Source organism: Pseudomonas sp. BBP2017, assembly GCF_003024385.1.
Taxonomy (GTDB): domain Bacteria; phylum Pseudomonadota; class Gammaproteobacteria; order Pseudomonadales; family Pseudomonadaceae; genus Aquipseudomonas.
On the sequence record NZ_PVZN01000007.1, the window covers coordinates 94,680 to 115,616 of the forward strand.

15 protein-coding genes are annotated in these 20,937 nt (G+C 61.5%); 7 read left to right on the forward strand and 8 right to left on the reverse strand.

The window, feature by feature from the left end; genetic code table 11:
- Window positions 1-76 precede the first annotated feature (76 nt).
- Complete coding sequence (locus tag C6382_RS11410; protein WP_107024588.1) at window positions 77-298, forward strand: VF530 family DNA-binding protein; 222 nt, start codon at window positions 77-79, stop codon at window positions 296-298.
- A gap of 4 nt (window positions 299-302) precedes the next feature.
- Window positions 303-956 carry a Pr6Pr family membrane protein gene (locus tag C6382_RS11415; protein WP_107024589.1) on the forward strand — a complete coding sequence of 218 codons (654 nt, stop codon included), beginning with the start codon at window positions 303-305 and terminating at the stop codon, window positions 954-956.
- 9 nt (window positions 957-965) lie between these two features.
- Here C6382_RS11415 and C6382_RS11420 read toward each other — a convergent pair whose 3' ends face one another.
- The 3 genes from C6382_RS11420 to C6382_RS11430 form a co-directional block, all read right to left on the reverse strand.
- Window positions 966-1,736, reverse strand: a complete 771-nt coding sequence (locus C6382_RS11420) for a siderophore-interacting protein (RefSeq protein ID WP_107024590.1) — start codon at window positions 1,734-1,736, stop codon at window positions 966-968.
- Window positions 1,733-2,302, reverse strand: coding sequence for a PadR family transcriptional regulator (locus tag C6382_RS11425; protein ID WP_107024591.1), 570 nt, complete (start codon window positions 2,300-2,302; stop codon window positions 1,733-1,735). The genes C6382_RS11420 and C6382_RS11425 overlap by 4 nt, the downstream gene beginning before the upstream one ends.
- A gap of 158 nt (window positions 2,303-2,460) precedes the next feature.
- Window positions 2,461-5,595, reverse strand: coding sequence for a transglycosylase domain-containing protein (locus C6382_RS11430; RefSeq protein WP_107024592.1), 3,135 nt, complete (start codon window positions 5,593-5,595; stop codon window positions 2,461-2,463).
- A gap of 437 nt (window positions 5,596-6,032) precedes the next feature.
- Between C6382_RS11430 and C6382_RS11435 the strand changes: the two genes are divergently transcribed.
- A complete protein-coding gene (locus tag C6382_RS11435) occupies window positions 6,033-7,454 on the forward strand; it encodes an amino acid permease (protein WP_107024593.1) in 1,422 nt (473 codons plus the stop codon).
- Window positions 7,455-7,535: 81 nt separating this feature from the next.
- On the opposite strand, the gene C6382_RS11440 is transcribed toward C6382_RS11435, so the two are convergent.
- From C6382_RS11440 to C6382_RS11450, 3 genes are all read right to left on the reverse strand, one after another.
- Window positions 7,536-8,660 carry an OpgC family protein gene (locus C6382_RS11440; RefSeq protein ID WP_107024594.1) on the reverse strand — a complete coding sequence of 375 codons (1,125 nt, stop codon included), beginning with the start codon at window positions 8,658-8,660 and terminating at the stop codon, window positions 7,536-7,538.
- A gap of 149 nt (window positions 8,661-8,809) precedes the next feature.
- Window positions 8,810-10,429: an FMN-binding glutamate synthase family protein gene (locus C6382_RS11445; RefSeq protein ID WP_107024595.1), complete on the reverse strand. Its 1,620-nt coding sequence runs from the start codon at window positions 10,427-10,429 to the stop codon at window positions 8,810-8,812.
- Window positions 10,430-10,570: 141 nt separating this feature from the next.
- The gene (locus C6382_RS11450) at window positions 10,571-14,866 is read right to left on the reverse strand and encodes a DEAD/DEAH box helicase (protein WP_107024596.1); all 4,296 of its coding nucleotides are present in this window, start codon (window positions 14,864-14,866) and stop codon (window positions 10,571-10,573) included.
- A 135-nt stretch (window positions 14,867-15,001) separates the two neighbouring features.
- Here C6382_RS11450 and C6382_RS11455 point away from each other — a divergent pair, with 135 nt between their 5' ends.
- Together C6382_RS11455 and C6382_RS11460 are read left to right on the forward strand one after the other, a co-directional pair.
- A complete protein-coding gene (locus C6382_RS11455; RefSeq protein WP_107024597.1) occupies window positions 15,002-15,415 on the forward strand; it encodes an NUDIX domain-containing protein in 414 nt (137 codons plus the stop codon).
- A 24-nt stretch (window positions 15,416-15,439) separates the two neighbouring features.
- Entirely contained in the window at window positions 15,440-16,078 is a 639-nt protein-coding gene (locus tag C6382_RS11460; protein ID WP_107024598.1) for a LysE family translocator, read from the forward strand.
- A gap of 3 nt (window positions 16,079-16,081) precedes the next feature.
- On the opposite strand, the gene metR is transcribed toward C6382_RS11460, so the two are convergent.
- A complete protein-coding gene (metR, locus tag C6382_RS11465) occupies window positions 16,082-16,999 on the reverse strand; it encodes a transcriptional regulator MetR (RefSeq protein ID WP_107024678.1) in 918 nt (305 codons plus the stop codon).
- 108 nt (window positions 17,000-17,107) lie between these two features.
- Here metR and metE point away from each other — a divergent pair, with 108 nt between their 5' ends.
- Both metE and C6382_RS11475 read left to right on the forward strand, forming a co-directional pair.
- Window positions 17,108-19,417 carry a 5-methyltetrahydropteroyltriglutamate--homocysteine S-methyltransferase gene (gene metE / locus C6382_RS11470; protein WP_107024599.1) on the forward strand — a complete coding sequence of 770 codons (2,310 nt, stop codon included), beginning with the start codon at window positions 17,108-17,110 and terminating at the stop codon, window positions 19,415-19,417.
- Between the two features lie 183 nt (window positions 19,418-19,600).
- Window positions 19,601-20,593: an alpha/beta fold hydrolase gene (locus C6382_RS11475; RefSeq protein ID WP_107024600.1), complete on the forward strand. Its 993-nt coding sequence runs from the start codon at window positions 19,601-19,603 to the stop codon at window positions 20,591-20,593.
- Window positions 20,594-20,597: 4 nt separating this feature from the next.
- On the opposite strand, the gene C6382_RS11480 is transcribed toward C6382_RS11475, so the two are convergent.
- On the reverse strand, window positions 20,598-20,924 hold the full coding sequence (locus tag C6382_RS11480; RefSeq protein WP_167335138.1) for a GlpM family protein: 327 nt from the start codon (window positions 20,922-20,924) through the stop codon (window positions 20,598-20,600).
- Window positions 20,925-20,937: the final 13 nt, after the last annotated feature.

Sequence of the window (20,937 nt, forward strand, 5' to 3'; positions counted from 1 at the left end):
ACAGCTGCGCTAGAATGTTTGTAGCCAGCCCACCCCTGGGCTAAGGTGCGCACATTTGATTCGCTGGAGCACAGGCATGACCACCGCCAACCCCAATCCGCTGCATGGCGTGACCCTGGAGCAGATCCTCACCGCACTGGTGGCGCACTATCAATGGCAAGGGCTGGCCGAGCGCATCGATATCCGCTGCTTCAAGAGCGATCCGAGCATCAAGTCGAGCCTGACTTTCCTGCGCCGTACCCCCTGGGCCCGGGAGAAAGTCGAGCGCCTGTACCTGAAGCTGCAGCGCGGTCGCTGACTTGATGCCTCGACGCGAGGTCGTGATCGGCCTGGCCGCCTGCCTGGGCTGGAGTGCGCTGGCGATCCAGCTGTACCTGGTGCTGTGGGTACGTTGGCAGGAGCAGGCCAGCCTGATCGGCGGCCTGGTGAACTTCTTCAGCTATTTCACCGTGCTGAGCAATACCTTGGTCGCCGTGGTGCTCAGCCAGGCGGCATTTGGCCGCGAATCTGCGGCGCGGCGCTGGTTTCTCGGCCCGGCAGTCAGTTCGGGTATTGCCGCCAGTATTGTTCTGGTCGGTCTGGCCTATAGCGTGTTGTTGCGCCATCTGTGGCAACCGCAGGGCTGGCAGTGGCTGGCCGATGAGCTGTTGCACGATGTCATGCCGTTGCTGTTTGTCGGCTATTGGTGGTGCTGCGTGGAGAAAGGCAGTCTGCGGCTCAAGCACCTGTTGGCCTGGCTGCTGTATCCGGCGGGGTATTTTGCTTATGTGCTGCTGCGCGGGCAGTCGATAGGGGTCTATCCCTATCCGTTCATCAATGTCGCAAGCCTTGGCTATGGGCAGGTACTGCTCAATGCGTTGGCGATTGTGTTCGGCTTCACTACCATTGGCTTGCTGATACTGAGCCTGGATCATTGGCAGGGCGGGCGCCTGGCCAAGGCCAGGACGCAACCCTGATGGTGCCGTTTACTCGTCGTCGTGCGGGTCGAGGCGCCAGTAGGCGACGGCCTTGATCAGGTCTTCCTTGACGCCCTTTTCGTCGACCAGCAGACGCTTGGTCTTGCGCGTCAGGGCTTTTTCCAGGGCAACCCAGGCGTACAACTGACCTTCAGGCAGGGGCAGATCCTTCACCACGTCCAGCAGCTCCTGCTGGTGTCGCTGTACCCAGATCACTTGCACTTGTGCCAGGCTCGCCAGGACCTGTTGTTCCTGGGCGTCTTCGATCTCGATGACCGCCAACACCTTGCGCGTGGCCGGCAGCTCTTCCAGGCGTCGGGCGATGGCCGGGATCGCGGTTTCATCGCCGATCAGCAAATAGCTGTCGAAGATATCCGGCACTACCATCGAACTGCGTGGGCCGGCAATGTTGAGGACTTGGCCGACCTGCGCCTGGGCCGCCCAGCTCGACGCAGGGCCGTCGCCGTGCAGGACGAAATCGATATCCAGTTCACCGGCTTGCAGATCGATACGCCGTGGGGTGTATTCGCGCATGGTCGGGCGCAGGCCATCGCGGCTGAAGTCGAGGTTGTCCAGGGCTGCTTGTTCTTCTGCCGAGCAGGCGAACATCAGTTTGACGTGATCGTCACTGCCGACACTGGTGAAGCCTTGCAGTTGCGGTCCGCCCAAGGTGATGCGGCGCATACGCGGGGTCAGCTCGGTGACCCGCAGCACGTCCAGGCGGCGATGTTTGATCTGATGATTGACGCGATGTATCGCATTGTTCTCGCTGGCACTCATTCGGTTTTCTCCGTGGAGGTCGCAGTGGGCCCTGCGACGATGGCTTTGGCGGTGTTGTTGAGCAGGGTGCGCACCCGTTCGATCTCTTCCGGGTTCCAGCGGCCACTGTGCATCTGCAGGGCATGACGCAGGTTGTGTACCGCTTCGTGGATCTCTGGCGGCCGGTCGTGTCCGTACAGCGAACGTTTACTGACTTCGATGCGCATGCGCACGCCGTCCAGGGCGATGGCTTGCTCGGCCAGAGAGTCCAGGCCAGCAGCTGTGACGCTGTAGAGCTTCTTGCTGCCGTGAACCTGGCCGACGATCAGTTCGCTTTCTTCCAGGAAGGTCAGGGTCGGGTAGATAACGCCCGGGCTTGGGCTGTAGTTGCCGCCGAACAGGCTTTCGATCTGGCGGATCAGGTCATAGCCGTGGCACGGCTGCTCGGCCAGCATCGATAGCAGCAGCAGTCTCAGGTCGCCAGGGGCGAAGACCCGTGGCCCGCGGTCGCCGCGCTCACGGCTGTGGCGGCGTTCGAATCCGTCATGGCGTTCGCCATGCTCGCGGTGGGGGTGATGGTCACGCATGGAGGGCTCCGTTTGCGTTAGATGTATCTTTAGATACTACTCAAGATATATCTTAAAGCAAGCATGAGAGTGAGAATAATTCTCACGATAAAGAGTCAGGAGATGAACGGTATCGCTGACAAAGCAACGCCCAGGCGCCTGGGCGTTGCTTCAAAGGGCTACTGCTGCGCCACTTGTGGCGTTTTGCACAGGGTGTGGCTGCCGGGTTGCAGGTACGGGGTGAGGATCGGGGCCATGCCCTTGAGTACCTGTACCGGCAGGGCCGAGGTGAACTTGAAGGACTCGGCGGCACGCCCGGGGACAAAAGCGGTGAGGGTGCCGTAGTGGTTGTCGCCAAGGAAAAACACAAAGGTCGCCGTGCGGTTGATCGCTTTTGAGCCAAGCAGGCGGCCACCGGCTCCCCAGCTTTCGAGGCGGTTGTCGCCAGTGCCGGTTTTGCCGCCCAGGACCATCGGCGTACCGTCATTAAGTTTGAAACTGCCGGATACCCGTCGTGCGGTACCGGCATCGACTACTTGCGAAAGGGCACCACGCAAGGCCCGGGCGACTTCCACCGAGAGTACTCGCTGACCGAGGTCGGGGTCACCTGCCAGACGCGTTTCATACGGGGTATTGGCGGCAAAGTGCAGGGTATCGATGCGCAGGATCGGCAGGCGGATACCATCGTTCTGGATAATGCCGATCAGCTCGGCCAAGGCTGCCGGACGGTCGCCGGAGCTGCCGATGGCAGTGGCCAGCGAGGGCACCAGGTGATCGAAGGGATAGCCGACCCGTTTCCAGCGCCGATGGATATCGAGGAACGCTTCGATTTCCACCAGGGTACGAATACGGCTGTCACGCGCGCCTTTGTGCCGGCTCTTGAACAGCCAGCCGTAGACTTCCTGGCGCTCGAACTGGCTGGCCTGCGTCGCATCCTGGAAGCTGGCATTGGGGTTGTTCAGCAAGTAGCCCAGCAGCCACAGGTCCAGAGGGTGGACCTTGGCGACAAAGCCTTGGTCGGGTAGATCGAATTTGCCGGGGCCGTAGGCGTAGTACAGGTTGCCCAGACGCTCATCGGTGAGGATGTCTTGCTTGGTGGGCTTGCGCTTGGTTTCCTGCAAATCCTTTTTCACGTGGGCACGGACGAAGGCGTTGAAGGTGGCCTGGTCAGCTTCCGGGAACAGGTAGCGGTGTACGGCGGCCAGGCGGATCGGCGTGACACGCAAACTGTCGAGGAAGGTGTCCAGGCGCTGTTGCGAGGTTTTGCGCTGGTACTTTTTCCAGAACCTGCGCAGGTAGTCGGTGCCCTCCTTGTCGGCAAAGCGCGCCAGGTACTCCTGGCGGCGTGGCTCGGCATCGTCCTTGAGCAAGCGGATGCTGCTGCCCGGTGTCTGGTAGGTGCTGTAGCGCACCAGATCACGCATCAAACGGATAAACGGCAGGTTGATCGACTCGCGCAAGGCGTCTTTGAGCGTGGGAATCCGGTTGTTGTCTTCTTTACGAAAGTTATTGAACACATGCATGCCGCCACCGGTGAAGAAGGCTTCACCGGGGCCGGCCGAATACTTGCGATTGAGCGCGGCATCGAGCATCGCGGTGATGTTGCGGTCTTTGTTCTGGATCAGGTAGTCGATGGCCCAGCGGGTGATGAAGTCCAGTTCAGCGACCTCGACCTTCTTCAGGTCGGCGGCGGGAGTGTTGGCGTACTTGTCATGCAGTTCGGCGATGATTTCCAGGTAACTGGTCAGCACCCGCAGCTTGGCGGTGGAACCCAGCTCCAGCTTGCTGCCCTCGTTGATGTCGAACGGCTGGTCGGTGCTGTCGGTCTGCACCCGCACGCGCGAACCGTTGGCGGTGCGTTCAAGCAGGGTAAAGCTGTAGCGCACCTGGGTGGTGCTGGTCGGGGTCAGCAAGCGCTCGCCAAACAGGCCGAGCTTCTCGGCGATGGCCGGATCGGCGAGATCCTTGAGGTACTGGCTGATCTGGCCTTGCAGGTCAGATTGCAAGGTGCTGGTGGCCGACAGATCAAGACGGTCCAGGTCGTACAGCGGCCGGGCCAGGGCCAGGGACAGGCGGCTGCGGGCAACGCTGATGCCCTTGTTGGTGACGATCGGTTGAATGGTCGGTTGCGCCACCCAGTCGCGATAGATCGTCTTGCTGACCAGCGCGGCGTCGGCCAGCGGCCGGTCGACGATATTGGCGGCAGCCAGAATCCGAATGTGACTGTCGGTCAGTTCGGCCAGTTCGTTGCGGCCCTTGGACAGAAAGTGTGAGGGACGGCGCTGGGCAATCATCAGCGACAGTACCTGACGCAGGGCCAGGCCGCGTGCGGCCATGCTTGCAGGGTCGGTCTCGGTAGATGTCAGGGCCTGGTTGACCTGGGCGAAGTCGGCGCCGTACCAGACCCGCAGGCCCTCGGCCATGCCATGCACTTCACCATGCCCGGGCACCGCCGACAGCGGCACGCTGTTGAGGTAGTCACGCACGATACGCTGGCGCGCTTCAAGGGTTTGTGGGCCGCTCTGGTAGGTGCGCACGCTGGCAGAAATCATCTGGCGGATTTTCTCGCTGCCCGAGACAGTCAGGCCGTCAGGCGAGTGGCGGTATTTCTCCAGTTGGGTAGCCAGGGTGCTACCGCCAGCGGACTGGCCAGGCAGGGCCAGGTACTTGGCGACCTGGCTGTAAGCCGCCTTGGCAAAGCGTGGCCAGTCCACTGCCGGGTTGGCGTTGGGGGCGTTGGGGTCGAGCAGGTCGCGGTTCTCGATGAACAGCAGGCTGTTGACGATGACCGGCGGGATGGAATCGAAGTCCGGGTACAGGTACTGCGGGTAGTGATACTGGTAAAGCACATCGCCCTTGCAGTCGGTGATCGAAAGCCCGGTCTGGATCTTTTCTTTATAGGGCACGAAGAAACCGTGTTCGGCGTAGTCCATCAACGCCGGGGAAAAATGCACCTGCTCGCTGATTACATAATCGCGTTTGAGCAGGCGTGGCAGGAACTCTCCCAACGCGCTGTAGCCCAGGCGTTTGTCGAAGGGCCCGTCACCCGGATAAATGATCGCATCGCTGGGCCCCGGCTGCAGGGAATAGGTCAGGGTCGAGGCGAGTTGGCTGAGCTCGCGTGACTGCAGGCGCGAGGTGTGCATTTCATTGGCGATGGCCATTCCCAGCGCAATCAGGGCAAGCAGCAGCACCAGCCACAGCAGCCGCCACCACAGACGACGTTGGCGAGGGCTTTTCGGCAATGGCGATTCTTCAAGGGATTCAGAGGGAGTTTCCTTACTCGTTGGTTCCGATTGCCACAATGCGCCCATAGTGTTCAGCCCGGCTACGTATTTTCGTCTTGCTTGCCTGAAGCTTAGACGGTGAGCAGGTTTGGTGAAAAATTTGTAAGCCCGGTAAGGCTGCTCCTAGAAAGTGTACGACTTGCGCCTTTGGTGGAGGTTGTAATGCCCCGTTTTGGTGCTATGTTAGCCGCCCTGTTTGTCAGTCTGGAGAAAACACGGGGAATGCCCCTCCGTGGATGCGGTTTTTGCCGAGATTTCTCGCCAAATATCCGGTGTTTTATAGTGAAATGCCCTGCAGGGGTCTTTCTATACTGCTCACCCCTTTCGCTTTGCCGGCTTGTTGCGTGCCGGCAGACGGGACCGCTTACAAAGTGGTGTCCGGCAAGACCGCGTATCCAGCCTACCGGCGATACCAAGCCTGCACGAAAGGTCTATATCCAATAACAAAATGAGGTTGTATTTCTATGTCAGTCGGCAACCATCCTTCTCACGGTGAGACCGCTCAGGGCGGCCCACTCAAGCGAGAACTCGGCGAGCGACATATTCGCCTGATGGCGCTGGGCGCCTGTATTGGTGTCGGCCTGTTCCTGGGGTCGGCCAAGGCCATTGAAATGGCCGGTCCGGCAATCATGCTGTCGTACATCATTGGTGGCCTGGCGATCCTGGTGATCATGCGTGCCCTCGGTGAAATGGCCGTGCACAACCCGGTCGCAGGCTCCTTCAGTCGTTACGCTCAAGACTACCTCGGCCCGCTGGCGGGCTTTCTGACCGGTTGGAACTACTGGTTCCTGTGGCTGGTGACTTGCGTCGCGGAGATCACTGCGGTGGCCATTTACATGGGCATCTGGTTCCCCGACGTACCGCGCTGGATCTGGGCCCTGGCGGCTCTGGGCAGCATGGGTGCGATCAACCTGATCGCGGTCAAGGCCTTTGGCGAGTTCGAGTTCTGGTTTGCCCTGATCAAGATCGTCACCATTATCGCCATGGTCCTCGGTGGTATCGGTGTCATTGCCTTTGGCTTCGGTAACGACGGCGTGGCAGTGGGCATTTCCAACCTGTGGAGCAATGGCGGCTTCATGCCCAATGGCGTGACCGGTGTGTTGATGTCGCTGCAGATGGTGATGTTCGCCTACCTGGGCGTAGAGATGATCGGCCTGACCGCCGGTGAAGCGCGCAACCCGCAAAAGACCATTCCCCAAGCCATCGGCTCGGTGTTCTGGCGCATCCTGCTGTTCTATGTCGGCGCACTGTTCGTGATTCTGTCGATCTATCCATGGAACGAGATCGGCAGCCAGGGCAGCCCGTTCGTGATGACCTTCGAGCGTCTGGGTATCAAGACTGCTGCCGGTATCATCAACTTCGTGGTGATCACTGCGGCGCTGTCGTCGTGCAACGGCGGCATCTTCAGCACCGGGCGCATGCTCTACAGTCTGGCGCAGAATGGTCAGGCACCAGCGACGTTCGCACGTACTTCGAGCAATGGCGTACCGCGTAATGCCTTGCTGCTGTCGATCGCCGCGTTGCTGCTGGGCGTACTGGCCAACTACCTGGTGCCGGAGAAAGTCTTCGTCTGGGTAACCGCCATTGCCACCTTCGGAGCGATCTGGACCTGGGTGATGATCCTGCTGGCACAGCTGAAATTCCGTGCCGGTCTGAGCGACACCGAACGTGCTGCATTGAAATACCGCATGTGGTTGTGGCCGTTGAGCTCCTACCTGGCCCTGGCGTTCCTGATCCTGGTGGTTGGCCTGATGGCTTACTTCGAGGAGACCCGCGTGGCGCTGTACATCGGCCCGGCGTTCCTGGTGATGCTGACGGTGCTGTATTACGTGTTCAAGCTGTCGCCTAAAGCTGACAGCGTACAACTGGCGCGTTCCGCGTCATGATGTAGAAACTTCGCGGGGCAAGCCCCCCCCACACACACAGAATGTGTGTGGGGGGGGGGCTTGCCCCGCGATGAGGCCTCTTCAGGCCGCCGTCATTTGCACCGGCCGGCCCAAGCGCCTGTTCAGATCAAGCCAGGCCGCCAGTAGCGCCATCAATCCCACTCCCACCATCGCGGTCAGCACCTGCATTGACCAGTGCTCATCCGCCAGGGCATTGACCATGTCCGCCAAAGGCGCGAGCAATACGCCCAAACAGAACACTTCCAGCGAATAGCGCCCCATGCGACAGGTTTGCCGGGCCAGCCAGTTTTGCGTCCAGCGGCTGCCAGGCAGCAACTTGGCGGTAACGTAGGCCAGCGCCAGGAAGTGCAACAGGCGTACCGGTGACAGGTCGGTCTTGCTGATGGGGTACAGCAACTCGCTGATTACTGCCGGCATCAGCGCATCGTGAATCTCTGACCAGCGCCAGGAGACAGTGATCAGCCCCGCCAGCAGTGAATAGACGGCCGCCGCCAGAAATAGCGGTTGGCCAAGCAACGGCCGGGTTTGCGGCGCGCGTGGCCGCTGCCCGTGTATCGCCGCCACGCCACCGAGCACGAACAGAAATTGCCAGGTGACCGGGTTGAAGTACCAGACGCCGTCGGAGAAGTTCGCCAGGTTCCAGCCTAGTTTTGGCGCCATCAGGTACACCGCCATCGATATGCCCAGCACCGCCCAGGTATGACGCAGCAACAGTGGCAGGACGATGGACAGACCGGCCAACAGCACGATGTACAGCGGCAGCGGATCCATCAGATTGGGCTTGAAGCGCAGCAGCAGTTCATCGGTCAGCGCTTGCTGGGGATTGGTGATGAAATGCGTCAAGCCCATTTCCTCGACCAGGTCGCGGGTTTGCACATGGCTGTTAGCGTAGAAGACGATGCCCATCAGCATCGCCAACAGGAAGATATGCACCACATACAGTACCCAGGTACGTCTGAGGATCTTCACGCAGGCAATCAGGTAGCCGTCGCGTTGCAGGACTTTGCCATAGGCCAGTACTGCCGCGTAGCCGGCAAGAAAGACGAAAACCTCCGCAGCATCGCTGAAACCGATGTTACGCAGGGTGATCTGGCCCAGAGGGTTGTGCGGGATGTGGTCCCAGAAGATGAAGATCAGCGCCAGGCCCCGAAAAAAATCGATGCGCGGGTCGCGTCCGTTAAACATGGCAGCGGGCTCTTGAACAGTTGATTTAATAGTGACTGGCCGACGTCGGTATTTTCTCGCGTCACACGTCGGGCGGGGGCAGGGTGGCGGTATTGGCAAGCAATTGCAAAAGTTGCGTATGACTTGATGTATCAATACCGCGCTGATCCTCAGGCGACTGCCGGGTCCTGGGGTTCAAAGCTGTCCGCCCGGGCCATCTGCCACATCCGTGAATAGAACTCGCCACTGATTTCGCCGCTGAGCAGTTCACCCGGCTTAAGGAACACATGCATCTGCGAGAACAGCTTGATCTCGGTGGCCGAGACCCGGCGTACCAGATGCTTGGCTTGCAGTTGCGACGGGTGATCGAGACCTGCCGCCGCGAGCATTTCGGCCAGGGCCTTGAGGGTGCTGTGGTGGAAGTTGAAGACCCGCTGGGCCTTGTCTGGTACCACCAGGGCACGCTGGCGCAGGGCGTCCTGGGTGGCGACGCCGGTAGGGCACTTGTTGGTATGGCAGCTCTGCGACTGTATGCAGCCAATGGCGAACATGAAGCCACGTGCCGAGTTGGCCCAGTCGGCACCGATCGCCAACACGCTGGCGATGTCGAAGGCGCTGACGATCTTGCCGCTGGCCCCCAGTTTGATCTTGTCGCGCAGGTTCAGCCCGACCAGGGTGTTGTGCACGAACAACAGACCTTCACGCAGGGGCACACCGATATGGTCGGTGAACTCCACCGGCGCTGCGCCGGTACCGCCTTCCTTGCCGTCGATGACGATAAAGTCCGGCAGGATCCCGGTTTCCAGCATGGCCTTGGCAATCCCCATGAACTCCCAGGGATGACCCAGGCAGAACTTGAAGCCTACCGGCTTGCCGCCGGACAGCGCTCGTAGCTGGGCAATGAACTGCATCATTTCGATCGGCGTGGAAAAGGCGCTGTGGCGCGAAGGTGAAATGCAGTCTTCACCCATCAACACGCCACGGGTCTCGGCGATCTCGCGGGTAACCTTGTGCTTGGGCAGGATACCGCCGTGGCCGGGTTTGGCGCCCTGGCTCATTTTGATCTCGATCATACGCACTTGCGGGCTGCGGGCCTGCTCGGCGAAGCGCTCGGGGTCGAAGCGTCCGTCCGCAGTACGACAGCCGAAGTAACCGCTGCCCAGCTCCCAGGTCAGGTCGCCGCCGTGTTCGCGGTGGTAAGGGCTGATGCTGCCTTCGCCGGTGTCATGGGCGAAATTGCCCAGCTTGGCGCCCTGGTTCAAGGCGCGGATGGCATTGGCGCTGAGCGAACCGAAGCTCATTGCCGAAATGTTGAACACCGAGGCCGAATAGGGCTGGGTGCATTGCGGGCCGCCGACGATTACCCGAAAGCTCGCTGGGTCGCTCAAGGGGGCCGGGCGCATGGAGTGGCCGATGAATTCAAAGCCGGACTGATAGACATCGATCAAGGTGCCGAAGGGTTTGTCGGACGCTTCGTTCTTGGCCCGGGCGTAAACCAGTGAACGCTGGGCCCGCGAGAAGGGCAGGGCGTCGCTGTCGGCCTCGAGCAGATACTGGCGTATCTCCGGACGAATACCTTCAACCAGGTAGCGGATATTGCCCAGAATCGGGTAGTTGCGCCGCACCGCGTGGCGGCTTTGCAGCAGGTCGAACAGGCCGAGCAGGCTGAGCACGGCGGTGGCCAGGGTGAACGGCCACAGCCATTCATGGTGCAGGAAAGGCAGGCTCACCAGGGTGAACAGGACGCAGGCGGCGAAAAAGGCGTAGCGGCTGAGGAGTGACAGGCTCATACGGGTTCCTTGCGATGGCACGGTCAGGCTCAGGGCCTGGACAATCTTCGACCTTAGCCCGATTGGGCGCGCTAACGCCAGCCTGCAAACATGAACGTTTGCCGCCGGTTTGCTGGAGTGAAAATCATTCTCGAAAACCTGTCAGTACTGGCATCCCGGCTCGCGGATCAAGCGGTTGCGCAGTTCGCCTTGCTGCGCCAGTTCCACTGCAATGAGCATCTGAACCTTGCCGGCAATTAATGTGGCGATTGGTATGCCATCACGATAGAGCAGACGGTTGCCGCTCAGCGCTGGCACCTTGTTGCCCGGTAGCAAGGTAGCGATCAGGTTCAACGGGTCACTGGCGCTTATGGCAACCAGGCTGCCGTCCAACGGTCGTCTGCGAACTTCGCGCAACAGCGCCACGGCTTCGGGCAGGGCGAACTGTTCGCCTGCAAGGCCGCTGATAAAGCGCCCGCCACGGATTTCGCCGCGGGCTTCCAGGCGGTGGTAGCAACGCAACAGTTCGCGCCAGCTGGGTAGCCAGTCGGCCTCGCGTTCCAGCAGCCGCCAGCAGATCACGCCATAACGGCGCAGCAGGGTTCGGGCGACGTGTTCCAGGCTGTCATCACGGTTGTCGGCTGCCGAGGTTTTGCGTAGCAGGGCCCAGCGCCCGGCGTCTTCCATACCCCCGAACAGGGCGCCGCGACCACGGCGATGACTACGGTTCTGGCGTTTACTCGCCGGGGTGATCAGCGCACGCAGGCCAGCGAAGCTGTCGGCGCTGACCAGGCCAGCGGCCACCAGCTCCTGCAAAGCATTTTCCAGTTCACTGGGGAGCAGGTGGACATCGCTGACCAGCTCATCGAAAAACAACGCCCCGTGCTCGCTCAGCATTGTGTGAACCCGTTGCGCGCGCAGGCTCAGTTCGCTGCTGTCGAGGGCGGGGCCGAGTGTGCGCCACAGGTTCAACTGCGTGCGTGGCAGCAGCACCAGCGGTGTGCTGCGCAGAGTAGTGCTGGCTGCGCCGGGGGCCAGGCGTGCCCACACATGCTTGCCGGCGCGACAGCTTTCGTCCAGCCAGCGCGGGCTGTAGTCGCTGATCCGGCTGGGCAGCAAATCGCTTTCCCAGGCGGCGGCCGCCGCTGGATAGCCTTCGAATTGCCCCAGCACTTCGCTGAGCGCCGCCGGACCTTGCAGGTGAGTGCCAGGCGCGAGGTGTTGCCAGTCGAACAGAAAACGCATGAAATCCTGCAGGCTGACCGGTTCGATCTCCCGCCGCAGGCGTTTGACTGTGTAGCGATGGATGCGTGCCAGCAGGTGCCGTTCGCACCATTGCAGGCTGTGTTGGCCGGGACTGAAGTAACCGCGCATCACGTAACCTTCAGCTTCAAGGCGTACCAGAGCCTGTTCGACATCACTGGCAGGCAGGTGCAAAGGCTCGGCAATCTGCTCGAGCGTCAGCGGCCCGAAACCGCTCAGGCGTGCGCGCAGCATTTCCACCAGCGCCGTCTCGCCATCGAAGGGATGGTCGAATCCGCGGAGTGTTGCAAGGTCTGGTGCTATCTGCGCTTGAGGGTAGACCGCACGCAGGAGCATCAGGCGCTCGCGAGCCAGCCAAAGGGACGGTCCGGTAGTAAGGTGCAGGCAGCAGGCCCGACCTGCCACGCGCAGTTCCTCCAGCCAAACTTGCCAACCGGGGTTGGCCGTCACCTCATCCTGACTGATGCAGGCCAGGCTCATCAGTGCTTCGTGCATTTCATCGCAGCGCGCAGGCGTTGGCCAGGCCTCGATTTCCACTGCACGAATGACCTCAGTGTCCAGGGCACCAAGGTCATCGCCGCTGTGTACATCACTCCAGCGGCGACTTTGTACTGCTTGGGTGCGCCGCTCTTCCAGTGGTGCATCATCGAGAAAGGTATAGGGCCGGGCATTGAGAATCGCCGCAGCCAGCGGCGAGGGGGCCGGCAGGTCGCGGCTGATCAGGCTGATCTGACCTTGTTCGATGCGTCGCAGCAAACGCAACCAGCCTTCACAATCCATCGCTTGATGCAGGCAGTCATCAAGGGTCTGCTCAACCAGCGGGTGATCGGGAACCTGCCGTTCACCGGCAATGTTTTCCAGGCAGGCGATCTGGTCGGGGAACACTGCAGCAATCAGGTCCTCGCTTTTCATCCGCTGAATTTGTGGCGCCACCTTGCGTCCGCCGACAAAGCGCGGCAAGGCCAGGGCGGTACTGGCGTTCCAGCGCCAGCGTACGCCGAACAACGGCGCATCGAGCAAGGCCTGGATCAGCACCGATTCGGCGTTGCTACTCGACAAGTAGCGCCACACCTCGTCCAGCACAAAGCTGTGGCTGGTGGACAGCGACAGGACGATGGCATCTTCGCTGGCGGCGGCCTGCAGTTCGAAATTGAAGGTGCGGCAAAAACGCTTGCGCAGTGCCAGCCCCCAGGCGCGATTGATGCGGCTGCCAAAGGGGCTGTGGATTATCAGCTGGGTGCCGCCGGCGGTGTCGAAGAAACGCTCCATGATCAGGGTTTGTTGTGAGGGCAGCGCCCCCAGAACCTGGCGTGTTCGAGACAGATAATCGAGCAGTTGTTCGGCGCTGTCCGGGCCAAGGCCGATCTCCTCCTGCAGCCAGACGAGCGAGTCCTGTAATTGACCGGCAGACTCGCTCAGGCGTCGGTCAATCTCGCCTTGCAGACGGGCGACCGCGAACGACAACTCATCACTGCGCCCCGGCGCTTCACCCAGCCAGAACGGGATGCTCGGCGGCAACCCTTTGGCATCCTCGACGCGCACCTTGCCGCTTTCCACCCGCAGGATGCGATAAGAGGTATTGCCCAGCTGAAAGATGTCACCGGCCATGCTCTCCACGGCAAAATCTTCATTGACGCTACCGATGTTCAACCCCTGGGGTTCAAGCAGCACCGCATAGTCGGCGTTATCGGGTATGGTGCCGCCGCTGGTCAGCGCGGTCAGCTGGCTGCCGCGGCGTCCACGCAGGCTGGCGCTGACGGCATCGCGGTGCAGGTAGGCGCTACGTACACCCTGGCGGCCATTGAAGCCTTCTGCGAGCATGCGCAGCAGGGCCTGATAATGCGCCTGATCCAGTTCGGCATAGGGCATGGCCTGGCGCAGGCAGTCGTACAGCGCTTGCTCCTGCCAGGGTTGGCAGCTGACTTCGGCAACGATCTGCTGGGCCAGTACATCCAGCGGCACCCGGGGAATCTGCAGCAGGTCCAGCTCGCCCCGGCGCACACAGTCGAGCAGTGCCGCGCATTCGATCAGATCGTCTCGGGACAGTGGAAACAGGCGACCTTTGGGCGTGCCCTCGACCTGGTGCCCGGCGCGCCCGACCCGTTGCAGAAAGGCGGCGATGGAGCCGGGCGAACCGATCTGGCAGACCAGTTCGACTTCGCCGATGTCAATCCCCAGTTCCAGTGAGGCCGTAGCCACCAGTACCTGTAGCTCACCACGCTTGAGGCGCTGCTCGGCATCCAGGCGATACTCCTTGGCCAGGCTACCGTGATGCGCGGCTACAGCCTGCGCGCCCAGGCGTTCGCTCAGGTGCCGGGTCAGGCGCTCGGCCAGACGGCGGGTGTTGACGAAGACCAGGGTGGTGCGATGCTCGCAGGCCAGCACGGCCAGGCGGTCATACACCAGGCCCCAGACGTCGGTAGCCATGACTGCGTCCAGAGGGACGGGTGGCACTTCCAGGGCCAGGTCGCGGGTGCGGGCATGGCCGATGTCGACAATGGCGCAGTCCCGGCCCCTGCCGACCAGAAACTCGGCCACCCGTTCGACCGGGCGCTGGGTGGCCGACAGGCCGATACGGCGTAACGGCCGGCCACACAGCGCCTGCAAGCGTTCAAGGCTGAGTGTCAGGTGACTACCGCGTTTGTTGCCGGCCAGGGCATGGATCTCGTCAACGATGACCGTATGCACACTGGCAAGGCCCTGGCGTCCTGAGTCGGAGCCGAGCAGCACATACAGCGATTCGGGGGTGGTCACCAGAATATGCGGCGCCTGACGGCGCATGGCGTTGCGTTCCTTTTGTGGGGTATCGCCGCTACGCACTGCCGTGCGTAGCGCTAGCGGTTCACGACCGTGCTCGATCAGTGCCTCATTGATACCCGCCAGCGGTGCTTGCAGGTTGATCTGGATATCGTTGGACAGCGCCTTGAGGGGCGAGACGTAGACCACCTGGGTCTGATCTGGCAGTTGTCCGCTGCTCAGGCCCTGTTCGAACAATTCATTGAGGATTGCCAGAAAGGCGCTGAGGGTCTTGCCTGAACCGGTGGGCGCCGCCACCAGCAGCGACTGACCGCGCCGGATCAGCGGCCAGGCTTGCGCCTGAGCGGCGGTCACGGTCGGGAAGTGACGCTCGAACCAGGTACGCACCGCAGGGTGGAAGGCAGCCAGTTCCGGGTGGTTCAGGGCAGGTAGGTTCATGGGCTGTTTATCCGGCTAACAGCAGCAGCTTGCAAGGTACATTCGTCAGGCGGTGGGAGCGGGCCCGCATCCACCGGGTTGTCCAGCCATCCTCAACATGTGATCCTAGCGCGCTTTCTCAGCGACGAGTCTCCCATGAGCAAAACCATCCGCATCGCCGCCGCGCTCCTGCTCGATCCCCAAGGCCGAACCCTGCTGGTACGCAAGCGCGGCACCCAGGCCTTCATGCAGCCTGGCGGCAAGATCGAAGCTGATGAGCAACCGCTCAGCGCCCTGGCCCGTGAGCTGTTCGAAGAGCTTGGCCTGCAGATCGACCCACAAGACGCCGACTATCTCGGCCAGTTCAGCGCCCCGGCAGCTAACGAACCAGGTTATGAAGTCCAGGCCGAGCTGTTTCAGGTACGCACCGCGATGCCGGTCGAGCCTGGCGCAGAGATTGAAGAGCTGGTCTGGGTCTCGGCCCGCAAGCAGCTGACACTTGAGCTGGCGCCGCTGACCCGGGACTTGATTCTGCCCCTGTACCGGCGCTTAACTAGCCAACCTGCCTGATTTTCCATTTGCAAAGGAATGCCAATGATCCCCGCTCACGAATGGCTGCTGTTCACCGGTGCCGCCTTGTTGATGGTCCTGACCCCGGGGCCCAACATGATCTATCTGATTTCACGTTCGATCTGCCAGGGCCGCATGGCCGGGATCACTTCGCTGGTGGGTGTGGTCGCCGGTTTTCTGGTGCACATGACCGCTGCGGCGGTGGGGCTGACCGCCTTGTTCATGGCCGTGCCACTGGGCTATGACCTGCTCAAGTGGGCAGGTGCCGCGTACCTGCTGTGGATGGCCTGGCAAGCAGTCAAACCCGGAGCGCGTTCGCCGTTTGAAGCCCGAGCGTTGAGCCCGGACTCGCCGGCGAAACTGGTGATGATGGGTTTTCTGACCAGTGTGCTGAACCCCAAGGTAGCAATGTTCTACCTGTCGATCCTGCCGCAGTTCATCTCCCCGGAGCATGGTTCGCTGCTGGCCCAGAGCCTGGTGCTAGGACTGACCCAGATCAGCGTGAGCTTCTCGGTGAACCTGTTGATCGCCTTGTTTGCCGCCGGGTTGTCGGCCTGGTTCGTACGCTACCCGCTGTGGCTGATGGTGCAGCGCTATGTGATGGGGTTCGTTCTGGCGGGCCTCGCGCTGCGCCTGGTGCAGGAGCAGCGCAAACTGGCCTGAGGCTCAGCGCACTGCGCTGACACCATCAAGGGTGGAGAACGAAGTGTCCTTGGCCGTCAGCAGGAAGTCGCGCATGTACGGCGCATCGAGCATATCGGTGCGCACTGCCGCATACAGGGTGGCGAACAGGCCTTTCTCGCCCAGGCGCTTACCTTTTACGTAGCCGCGTGAACTGTACTCGTGCAGGGCCCAGTGCGGCATGCCGCAGACGCCGCGGCCGCTGGCCACCAACTGCATCATCATCACCGTCAGTTCCGCCGTGCGTACCTGTGCCGGTTCGACATCGGCGGGCTCGAGGAAACGGGTGAAGATATCCAGGCGATCGCGTTCCACCGGGTAGGTGATCAGCGTCTCACAGGCGAGGTCGTCGGGCACGATGTAGGGCTTGCTGGCCAGCGGGTGCTGATTGGCCACCGCGAGCATGGCTTCGTAGGTGAACAGCGGTACATAGGTCAGGCCTGCCAGCTCCTGCGGGTCGGATGTCACCACCAGATCCAGGTCGCCGCGAGCCAGGGCCGGCAGCGGGGCAAACGCGAAGCCTGAGGCCAGGTCCAGCTCGACTTCTGGCCAGGCGTCGCGGAACTGGTCGATGGTCGGCATCAGCCACTGGAAACAGCTGTGGCACTCGATGGCCATGTGCAGACGCCCGGCGGTACCACCGGCCAGGCGCGCGATGTCGCGTTCGGCGCCGCGCAGCAAGGGCAGGGTGGCATCGGCCAGTTGCAGCAAGCGCAGGCCGGCGCTGGTGAAGCGGATCGGCTTGGTCTTGCGCATGAACAGCTGCATCCCCAGGCGCTCTTCCAGCTCTTTGAACTGGTGGGACAGTGCCGACTGGGTCAGGTGCAGCCGTTCAGCGGCTTCTACCAGGCTGTCGGCTTCGCGCAGGGCGTGCAGGGTTTTCAGGTGGCGAATTTCCAGCACCAGGTGCTCCATGAGTAAATTTTGAGATGAACACGAATTTATTGAGTTTGTCTCATATTGCCCTGTCTGTCGACAATAGCGCCATCTTTTACTGGGAGCACGACAGTCATGGCATTGGCCCACAACCTTGGTTTTCCGCGCATTGGCGCTGACCGCGAATTGAAAAAAGCACAAGAAGCCTACTGGAAGGGCGATATCGACCAAACCGGTCTGCAGGCGGTAGGGCGTGAGCTGCGTGCCCGCCACTGGCAGCTGCAAAAGGATGCTGGTATCGAGTTGCTGCCGGTCGGTGATTTTGCCTGGTACGACCAGGTCTTGAGCCACTCGCTGACTTTCGGTGCGATTCCCGAACGTTTCGCCAAGAGCCTGGGCAGCAATGGCTTGCCGACCCTCGATACCCTGTTCGCTATGGCCCGTGGTGCCAGCACCTGCTGTGGTGGCGAGCACGGCCAGGCGCAATATGCCCAAGAGCTGACCAAGTGGTTCGACACCAACTATCACTACCTGGTGCCGGAGTTCAGCGCCGACCAGTGCTTTTTGCTCAGCTGGGAACAGCTGTTCGACGAAGTCGCCGAAGCACAGGCCCTCGGCCACGCGGTCAAACCGGTACTGATCGGACCATTGACCTACTTGTGGCTGGGCAAGGCCAAGGGTGCTGAATTCGACAAGCTTGACCTGTTGGAGCGGCTGTTGCCGGTCTACGGTGAAATCCTCAGCCGCCTGGCGCGCCAGGGGGTGGAATGGGTGCAGATCGATGAGCCGATCCTCGGTCTGGATTTGCCTCAAGAGTGGAAGAACGCTTTCGAACGCGCCTATCACATCCTGCAGTACTCGCCGTTGAAGAAGCTGGTGGCGACCTACTTCAGTGGTCTGGAAGACAACCTTGGCCTGGCCGTCGGCCTGCCGGTGGACGGCCTGCACATCGACCTGGTACGTGCCCCGGAGCAACTGCCAGCGGTGCTCGACCGCCTGCCCACTTACAAAGTGCTGTCGCTGGGCGTGGTCAACGGTCGCAACGTCTGGCGCTGCGATCTGGACAAGGCGCTGGAACAGTTGCACCAGGCTAAACAACGTTTCGGCGCCAATCTCTGGGTTGCCGGTTCCTGCTCGTTGCTGCACAGCCCGGTAGACCTGGCGCGGGAAGATAAACTCGATGCTGAACTGAAAAGCTGGCTAGCGTTCGCGGTGCAGAAGTGTGACGAAATTGCTGTGCTGGCCAAGGCCCTGGAGGCACCTCACCTGCCAGGCGTACAAAACGCTCTGGCCAGCAGCCGCGCCGTGCAGCACAGCCGCAGCCAGTCGCCGCGTATCCATAAGCCTGAAGTCCAGGCGCGTCTGGCAGCGGTTACCGCCGCGGATAGCCAACGCCAGTCGGCTTTTGCCCAACGTATCGAAGCCCAGCGCCAGCGCTTGCAACTGCCGGCTTTCCCGACCACGACCATTGGCTCGTTCCCGCAGACCTCGGCGATCCGTCTGGCACGCCAGGCTTACAAGCAGGGCAAGCTATCGGCCAACGACTATACCGACGCGATGCACAGCGAGATCCGCCACGCCGTGAAGATACAGGAGCGTCTTGGCCTGGACGTGCTGGTGCACGGCGAAGCCGAGCGCAACGACATGGTCGAGTATTTTGCCGAACAACTGGATGGCTACAGCTTCACCCGATTCGGCTGGGTGCAGAGTTATGGCTCGCGCTGCGTCAAACCGGCGATCATCTACGGCGACTTGAGCCGTCCTCAGCCGATGACCGTGGCCTGGATCGAGTATGCCCAGCGTTTGACCAGCAAGGTCATGAAAGGCATGTTGACGGGGCCGGTGACCATGCTGATGTGGTCGTTCCCCCGTGAAGACGTGTCGCGCAAGGCACAGGCCGAGCAGCTGGCCCTGGCTATCCGTGATGAGGTACAGGACCTGGAAGCGGCCGGCATCAAGATCGTGCAGATCGATGAAGCGGCTTTCCGCGAAGGTCTACCGCTGCGCCGGGCGCAATGGCAGGCTTACCTGGACTGGGCGGTGGAAGCCTTCCGTTTGTGCTCCAGTGGCGTACGTGATGAAACCCAGATTCATACGCACATGTGCTACAGCGAGTTCAACGACGTGATCGAAGCCATCGCGGCGATGGATGCCGACGTGATTACGATTGAGACTTCGCGTTCGGACATGGAGCTGCTGGAGGCCTTCAAAGCCTTCGACTACCCCAACGACATCGGCCCGGGTGTGTACGACATCCACTCGCCGCGAGTGCCGGACACCGCCGAAATGGTCAAGTTGATGAGCAAGGCGGTCAAGCGTATCCCGGCCGAGCGCCTGTGGGTCAACCCCGATTGTGGCCTGAAGACCCGGGCCTGGCCGGAGACCGAGGCGGCGCTGGTGAACATGGTGGCGGCTGCCCGGCAACTGCGTAGCGAACTGGCCTGAAGTAAGTAACATCGCGGGGCAAGCCCACAGTACATTCTGTGGGAGCGGGCTTGCCCCGCGACAACGCATGATGCTGACCGCTCAGCGAGTGTCATCAAACGGTCACGGTTTTGTGGCAGCGCGCTCTCATGAAAGTCATCAGACTCTCGCTCTACTGGGGATTTGCATTCTGGTGTTTCTTCCATGCGGGCATTTTGGTTTTTTCTGGCGCTGATCGGCGCTTTACCTTCTTTTGCGGCGTCGCGTTGCGACATCAACGTGGCCACCGAACACGTCGAGGTTGCACAACTGAATCTGGCTTACCAAAGCATCGGTCGTGACTCGGATCCAGCTTTGTTATTGGTCATGGGCCTCGGTGGCCAGTTGATCCATTGGCCCGATGAAGTGGTGGTTGCCTTGTGCCAACAAGGCTTTCGGGTGATTCGCTACGACAACCGCGACGTTGGCCTGACCCGTTGGCGCCAGGCACCGGCCAGCGCCAACCTGACCTACCAGGTGCTGCGTTACAAGCTCGGCTTGTCGGTGGCCGCACCCTATAGTCTCAACGACATGGCTGAAGATGGCCTGGGGCTGATGGATGCCCTGCGCGTCGAACGCTTCCATGTCCTCGGGGTGAGCATGGGCGGGATGATTGCCCAGCATATGGCGGCAGTGGCCCCGGAGCGGGTCGAAAGCCTGACCTTGATCATGTCCAGTTCCGGTGCTCAGGGCCTGCCGACACCTAGCCCAGCGTTGGTGCAGTTGCTGGCACGGCGCGAGGCGCCGAACCGCGAAGCGGCCCTGGAGCAACAGGCTGACCTGCTGGCAGCCCTGGGCAGTCCACAGGTCGAGGATGATCGTCAGGTGCTGTTGCAGCAGGCCGCGCAATCCTATGACCGGGCTTTTAACCCGGAAGGCGTCGAACGCCAGATCATGGCCATTCTTGCCGAGCCGAGTCGGGTCGAGCTGCTTGACAGCCTGCGCCTGCCGACGCTGGTGGTGCATGGCACTGCCGATCCGCTATTGCCGGTGATGCATGGCGTGCACCTGGCTGCGCACATCCAGGGGAGTCAGTTGAAATTGATTCCGGGTCTGGCCCATCGCTTTCAGGAACAGTTCAAGGTGCCTTTGCTGGCGGCCGTGCTGCCTTATCTTGCAACGCAACGGCTGACCGATGTCCATTTGGCTGTGTACTGATCCTTCAGTGCAACTTCACCCAGACACTGACCAGCACTGTCGCCGCCACCAGCCAGGCCACTGCTGCCAGCGCCAGCGACAGCTCCAGGCGCATGCGGTCCACCAGTACATACAGGGCCGCCAGGTAGACAAAGTAGGGGATGATCGACCACATGCCGAACAGGATGGTGGTCTTCAAGTCCTCCAGTGAGCGGCCTTTGCCGACGATGTAGTGGGCAATCAGGGCGAAGGTCGGAAACAGCGGGACCAGCCCGGCGATGTAGTAGTTACGGGTTTTCGCCAGCGCGGCAAGAATCACCACCACGGCCGCGCCGAGGCAGGCTTTGAGTATCAGGTCCACGTGC

Coding starts and splice junctions, on each gene's coding strand:
- C6382_RS11410 (WP_107024588.1), top strand. CDS start 77: ATGACCACCGCCAACCCCAATCCGCTGCATGGCGTGACCCTGGAGCAG.
- C6382_RS11415 (WP_107024589.1), top strand. CDS start 303: ATGCCTCGACGCGAGGTCGTGATCGGCCTGGCCGCCTGCCTGGGCTGG.
- C6382_RS11420 (WP_107024590.1), bottom strand. CDS start 1,736: ATGAGTGCCAGCGAGAACAATGCGATACATCGCGTCAATCATCAGATC.
- C6382_RS11425 (WP_107024591.1), bottom strand. CDS start 2,302: ATGCGTGACCATCACCCCCACCGCGAGCATGGCGAACGCCATGACGGA.
- C6382_RS11430 (WP_107024592.1), bottom strand. CDS start 5,595: ATGGGCGCATTGTGGCAATCGGAACCAACGAGTAAGGAAACTCCCTCT.
- C6382_RS11435 (WP_107024593.1), top strand. CDS start 6,033: ATGTCAGTCGGCAACCATCCTTCTCACGGTGAGACCGCTCAGGGCGGC.
- C6382_RS11440 (WP_107024594.1), bottom strand. CDS start 8,660: ATGTTTAACGGACGCGACCCGCGCATCGATTTTTTTCGGGGCCTGGCG.
- C6382_RS11445 (WP_107024595.1), bottom strand. CDS start 10,429: ATGAGCCTGTCACTCCTCAGCCGCTACGCCTTTTTCGCCGCCTGCGTC.
- C6382_RS11450 (WP_107024596.1), bottom strand. CDS start 14,866: ATGAACCTACCTGCCCTGAACCACCCGGAACTGGCTGCCTTCCACCCT.
- C6382_RS11455 (WP_107024597.1), top strand. CDS start 15,002: ATGAGCAAAACCATCCGCATCGCCGCCGCGCTCCTGCTCGATCCCCAA.
- C6382_RS11460 (WP_107024598.1), top strand. CDS start 15,440: ATGATCCCCGCTCACGAATGGCTGCTGTTCACCGGTGCCGCCTTGTTG.
- metE (WP_107024599.1), top strand. CDS start 17,108: ATGGCATTGGCCCACAACCTTGGTTTTCCGCGCATTGGCGCTGACCGC.
- C6382_RS11475 (WP_107024600.1), top strand. CDS start 19,601: ATGCGGGCATTTTGGTTTTTTCTGGCGCTGATCGGCGCTTTACCTTCT.